This window comes from Streptomyces populi, assembly GCF_002911015.1.
Taxonomy (GTDB): Bacteria; Actinomycetota; Actinomycetes; order Streptomycetales; family Streptomycetaceae; genus Streptomyces; species Streptomyces populi.
On the sequence record NZ_KZ626875.1, the window covers coordinates 72,839 to 78,838 of the forward strand.

Genomic DNA, 6,000 nt, shown 5'->3' on the forward strand with positions numbered 1-6,000 from the left:
TGCTGCAAGCCCAGGTGACATTTCGACCTGGCACCGGAGCTTGCAGCAGACCCAAATGATCTCTGAGGAGCCATCTCGATCGGGCCGGTGGCGCGCCTGGATGTGGGTGGTCTTGAGGGAGGGTTGTGTCGCATGATCACGTCATGACGAGTCCGGCCTCCTTCCGGGACCAGACCAACTGGTCCGATGGCTACTACGAGCTGGCCATAGAGGTCGGGTCGAGTGACGATGCCCGAATCCAAGCCGTACTGAGTGCCCTGTGGTCCGCCGCGGACGTGCACGGGTGCTTCGGGCGGAGAGACCGTGAACCTGAGGAGCAGGGTCCCGTGCCCTGCACAGTTGGATCATTGACCGCGTTCGGGCATCTCCGCGGTCAGGTCCGGCTGCCGACAGGCCAACTCGTCGTCTGCGGTTGTGTGGCGGTCCGGGGCGGTGACGAAAGCAGCGACTGGCTGGACTTTTACGTCCCGGTGGGCGCGCTGGACAACGCCGGTCTGGCCTACTGGGACGGTCGGCCCTTCTTCAGATCCGACGTGATGGACGACTGGCTGGCTGCCATCGGCAAGGAGACGTTCACCAGAGCGGCCTTCAGCTTGGGGGTCGTCGGGTTCGAGGTCTCCGGCTGCTCGGACGCTGCAACCCTGGCAGGCCAGATGCCGCAGGAGCGAGGTATCGGATACCTGCTTCCCGTAGATGGCACCCTCCACTACGGGGCCGCCAACACCTGAGCGCCCGCGCAGCTCCTCCCGGACTCGAGTCTGCGATAGCAGATGATGGTGCAGGCGATGCTCGCGAAGGCGAGGAAGTGAGCGGCTTTGCGTTGCCCACTGGCCGTTCGTCAGATCACCACGTCCCACGAGGCATGATCATCAACGGACAAGGTCCCTTTCGCAACAGACCCTGGGGGCATTTCCGGTACGCGTCCACACGTCCTGGAACGCTCCGGCACCCGGTGAGTCGGCCGGCGCCCGTATCGCCTTGGACGCCGACCTCGCCGTGTCGCCTCGGAAGCCGATCCCGTCGTATGGCTCAGAAGTCGAAGGAGAGTTGGATCGGGTCGGGGAGCGGGGCGCTGTAGGAGAAGACCCGCCGCAGGCGGACGTTGGCACGGACGGTCACCTCCGCCCTGGCTGTCGTCCCGGCGGGGGCATGGGCGATCATGGCCAGCCGATGCGACCCCCGCAGCTCGTCGAAGCGGGTGCGGCTGAACTCCCAGGCGGGGTCCGACCGCAGTTCGCGCAGCGCCTCCAGGAAGACCTCGTCGGACTGGTGGCTGCGACTGCGCTCCACCCCGAGACCGCCGACCTCGGCGCCGAAGAACTTCAACTGGGGCCCGACCTTGAGGGTCTGGGAGACCTGGGACGCGCGGGTCACCAGTGACGGGGTCATGGACCAGGCGATCGGCGCGGTGCCGGTGCCACCGTCCATGGCGAACTCCACGGACGCGGTGTCGAGGGGCGGGTCATCCTCGGCGCCCATGAACGTCACGCTGAGATGCAGCAGCATGTAGCGGCTGGTCGCGGGCTGGGACTCGACGAATGCGGCGAGCTCAGGGTCCTTCTGGACCAGCGCGTTCGACACCTTCGCGGCGATGGGACCACCCAGCGCCACCCGGCCCCCTAGCACGGGCGGTGCGGCCGGGGCGCCGCTTCCCGGCGCGGAATGGCGCGTGAGCCGTTCGTCCAACCGCAGATCGACCGGGGTCGACGTCAGCTCGGGCAGATCGAGGTCGATCAAAGGATTCCTCCGGTGGGAGCGGGCGATGTCATCGATACGAGCCGAGCAGGACGAAGGCTCCCCAGTCCCGGTAGTCGGGGAACTCCGCTCTGGTGGCCGCCTGGGCCTCGCGGAAGGCGCCCTGGCGGTCGGAGCCGGACACCAGCCGGGAGTAGAACGCCGTGAAGAACCGATGGCTGGCCCTGGTCTCGGCCGGCCAGAGGGTGACCACGAGCGTCGTCACTCCCGCGATCAGGAAGGAGGCGGGCAGCCCCCGAACGTTACCCGCTGAATCCACTCTCCCCAGGCCCGTCTCGCAGGCCGCCAGCGTGAGCAGGCCCAGGTCCCGCAGATCACGTCTTACGACCTCGTGGGCGTGGAGCCGTCCGTCGGCGGTGCGCAGGTACTGGAAGGCGGGAGCCGTCACGGCGTGGCGTCCGTGCGTGGCGAGATGAAGGCAGCGCGAGGACTCCAGGGCCTTGAGGAACTCGGCCGAGGTGGCTTTCTCTTCGAGCAGGGTCCGCCCGCCTGCCAGTTCGGACAACGCTTCGCACTCGGCGATGGTGTCGCGGAGTTCGTCGTCCGTGCCGCTGAACCCCAGTCCGACCGCGGTGGTCCTCCGGCCGAGGGGCCCGCTGTGGTCGGCGAGCGTCGTCAGGAGAGCCGGATTCGGCAGATAGGTCACCGTCCAGTCCTCCGCGAGCACCTGGTCGTCGACGTGGAGGAGATGGAAGGGGAGGTATTGCAGCGGGCCGTGCGGCACGACGACGAGGTTCGTCCGCCCTTCGGCCCGCCAACGACGCAGGTCGTCCTTGAGAGGGCCCAGGAGTTGCCGTCCCAGAGTGCGCAGCAGTCGCTCCCCGTACCGGCTGACGCGACGTGCTCCCGGCGGCTCCAGGACCGCGTGGCGTGCCGCCGCGACGCAACGGGCGACGGCGTTCGCCCCGGCGTCGTCCTCGGCCCCCTGCGGGGCGTCCTCGTCGTCGCCGGTCTCAGCACCGCACGTGCCGTACGCAGTCGTGGTCTGCGTGTCGGTGACCGCTACGAGGTGGACCCGTCCCCCGCCCCCGTCCTCGGAGCCGATCATCGTCAGGACGACGACCGTGCGCTCGTCGAGGAGCCGACGAAGCCGGGCGGAGCTGTGGGGACGGGCGGTCAGCGGGACGTCGGGCGGGAGGAGGAGATCGTCGAGGTGCGTGTCGTACGCGCGACGCAGGTTCGCCAGCCGCTCGGCGGTGGTCTGGCCGGGACGCTCGGGCCCGGGCCGGATGTAGGCGCCGAGCAGGATCTCCTCGTCGACCTCCCACTCCGGTTCGTCTTCGCCCCGGTGGCCTTCCGCGTCTTCCCCGTCGCGGGCGGCTTCCGCCCCACTGACGTCCCCGAAGGCGCCGAACGCGGGGGCCTTCCTCCGGTTCTCGATCCGCTCGATCTCCGAGAGAAGTCGCCGTCCTTCCGCGTCCTCGTCCTCCGGGACGAGCGGGACACCGTCGTGCCCCAGCACCGATGCCAGACGAAGCCCGTTGGCCAACTGGGCCAACATCAACAGGTGTTCGACGTTCTCCGGACTTGGCGGACCGTCGGCCAGGATGCCGGCTGCCGCCCGGTACAGGTGTTGCAGCCTGCGCACTCCCGCTTCGCCCAGGAGGCGTTCGACCAGCAGCGCCACGGGAACCAGGCTCTCGACGATCACCCCTGGCAGATCCGGGTGCCGCGTCGGAAGGAGTTGCAGCAGTCTGTCCAGGCAGTCCGCCACCGGCTCGGCCTGTTCGATGCCGCAGTAGGCGACCAGCGCGGCGCCGAACCAGGCTGCCGCCCGCAGCACTTGCTGCGCTTCGACTGCCACCGCACCCGCACCGAAGGCGAGTTCCGCCTGGAAGAACGAGAGAGCGTCGCCGTAGTCCGCCGCCAGCACCGGCGCCGCGGCGGTGGCCTCTTCGACGAGTCGGAGCGCCGCGGCCTCCTCGTCGCTCTCCTGGGCGGACGCTGCCAGGCCGATCAGCGACGCGCTGAGGGTGCGGGCGTCCCACTCCTCGTGGAGGGCTTTCTCTCTTACCAGGGCGGCCCGTTCCGCGATCGTTCCCCGTCCGGCGTCCGGGAGGTCCGCGGCCGCGTGGACCTCCACCAGCAGCCGGATCTCCTCGACCCAGTGCAACTGCTGCCCGGTCTCGTCCCCCCAGATGCGTACCAGGCTGCGTCCCTGCCTGGCCACGTCCAGCGCCCTGCCCGGATCGCTGCGCCACAGTACGTCCATGAGCTGGAGCAGCAGGTCCAGCGCGGCCATGGGGCCGCTCCGCAGGACCACTTCGTCGAGAGAGGGAGCCAGCAGATCCTCCAGGGCCTCACTCTCTGCCTGGTGACCGTGATCGACCATGATGGCAAGAACCGTCGCGCGCAGGTGTGCGAAGGCGACGCCGCCGAGTTCGGCGATCGCTGTCCGGCCGGCGCCGCGGATCTCCTCCTCGCTCACCGGCTCGCCCAGCAGCCCGCTCCAGTGCAGGGCCTGGCACAGTGCCTTCCCGCACAGGCCCCGGTCGGGTCCCTCGAGGAGTTCCAGCGCGGACCGAAGATGGCTCGCCGCGGTGTCCAGCGCCTCCACCGGAGCGGGCAGCGGACCGTAATGCCCGATCAGTCGGCGCGCCTCTTCCGCGCCCACGGCGTCCGGCAGCCGGGCGTTCCAGGCGCGGATGCCGTGCTCGTAGCTGCCGCTGGACTTGTCCGCCGTGTACGGGTCCAGGTGCAGAGTGCCGAGCCGGAGGTGTACGAGCCCGCGGTCCTCCTCGCTCAGCGGCGGGGAACTCGCCCCCGACAGAAGTCGTCGGCCGGTGTCCATCGCCTCCTGGTAGACCCGTGGATGGGGCAGGATGCTGACGACGGCTCGGGCGATCTCGAGTGACTCCCGTTCCGCGACCCGCCGGGCGGCCGCGAACCGTGCTTGGGTTTCCGTCGGCGGTTCCTGCGCCGCGGCCGCGAGCAGCAACTGCTCGATCTGCACTGCCCGGTTCCACGCTCCGCCGCTGTGCGCGATCTGAAGGGCGTACGCCGAAACGGCCAACGCGTACACGTCGGTGAGGCAGTCGCTCGTCTCCTCGACCGCGCGCACCAAGCCGTACTCCAACGTGATCTCGCCGCCCCAGACGAGCTCCCAGAGCCGCTCCAACGGGCCCTCGCCGAGCGGGTAGTCCAGCGGATCCCGAAGGAACCGGTCCCGAAGCCGCAGTAGGACGCTCACTGCGGCGTCCACGTCCTTCACCCGTTCGGTACGAGCGCCGCTCACCAGCTGCGCGGTCTGCCGCAACGCCCTTTCGTCGAGGAGGAGGGGCCGGGCACCCACCAGACGGCAGGCCATGCCGGTGACCGCGTCCGCGCCGTCGCCCGCCGTGATGAGGCCCACCAGTCGCACCAGCGCATCGGACAGGCTCTGGCTCACTCACCCCTCCTGGCTCCGACGACATCCCCCGCATGTCACCTCGACTCTCCCATAAGGAACCGGATCAGGGGACGCGTTGGCGGATCCGAAGAACGCAGGGACGGATCCGGCGAAGGCGGGAGGGGATGAGCGAAAGCGGGACGGGGCCGCTGAAGGTATGGGTAATTGGCGGCCATGCGACCGGCACGGCGCAGCTCGCCGCGACTGCTTCGAGGAGTGTCACTCCCGAGTGCGAGTCGAACAGCTCCAGTTGTCCGGTGCGCGTGTCTACCGCGGCACAGGCGGCGCTGGGCGGTTCCTGGCTCATCTCACCCGGCACGGTGTCGGCTCGTCTCTGCCTACGATCATTCTCGTACGGCAGGATTCAGCCGGGGCGGAACGTCTCGGGGGGCACATGGACCGGGAGCGGTACGTCGCGGAGGATCAGGTCCTGTACCTAGGTCAGTCGCGAGACGCTGATCCGTGGCGTCCTCCTGGCCGAGGTGATGACGACGGCCGGACAAGGCGTTTGTCATCCTGGACGGCGTGCTGCTGCCGATCGACCGGGTTGCCGCCGACACCCCGTACCACTCCGGGAAACACAAACGGCACGGCATGAACGTGCAGGTCCTCGCCGGTCCGTTCGGACGTCTGCTGTAGGCCTCAGCAGCACCGCCGGGCTCGACTCACGATCTGACGGCCGCCCGGCACCACGGAATCATCGACGCGCTCACCACTGCAGAGCTGAAGTGCTGGGCGGACAAGACACCCCATGCAGCTTTCGGGTCAAGCAGCTGCCGAGAATGGAGCTGGGGCGGAGGTGCTGAAGGCGATGGCTTCGTCGAACTTCTGGTGGTTGGTCAGGCAGTGGTGGAGCT

General features: G+C 69.1%; 3 protein-coding genes and 2 pseudogenes. 2 read left to right on the forward strand and 3 right to left on the reverse strand.

The window, feature by feature from the left end; genetic code table 11:
- Positions 1 to 326: 326 nt before the first annotated feature.
- A complete protein-coding gene (locus tag CW362_RS19985; protein ID WP_240657895.1) occupies positions 327 to 728 on the forward strand; it encodes a hypothetical protein in 402 nt (133 codons plus the stop codon).
- Between the two features lie 301 nt (positions 729 to 1,029).
- On the opposite strand, the gene CW362_RS19990 is transcribed toward CW362_RS19985, so the two are convergent.
- From CW362_RS19990 to CW362_RS44630, 3 genes and pseudogenes are all read right to left on the reverse strand, one after another.
- Positions 1,030 to 1,737: a hypothetical protein gene (locus CW362_RS19990; RefSeq protein WP_103550861.1), complete on the reverse strand. Its 708-nt coding sequence runs from the start codon at positions 1,735 to 1,737 to the stop codon at positions 1,030 to 1,032.
- 28 nt (positions 1,738 to 1,765) lie between these two features.
- Positions 1,766 to 5,143: a CHAT domain-containing protein gene (locus tag CW362_RS19995; RefSeq protein ID WP_103550862.1), complete on the reverse strand. Its 3,378-nt coding sequence runs from the start codon at positions 5,141 to 5,143 to the stop codon at positions 1,766 to 1,768.
- A gap of 160 nt (positions 5,144 to 5,303) precedes the next feature.
- Positions 5,304 to 5,417: pseudogene (locus CW362_RS44630) on the reverse strand (patatin-like phospholipase family protein); the annotation flags it as partial.
- Positions 5,418 to 5,644: 227 nt separating this feature from the next.
- Here CW362_RS44630 and CW362_RS20005 point away from each other — a divergent pair.
- Positions 5,645 to 6,000 (forward strand): annotated as a pseudogene (locus CW362_RS20005) (transposase family protein); the annotation flags it as partial.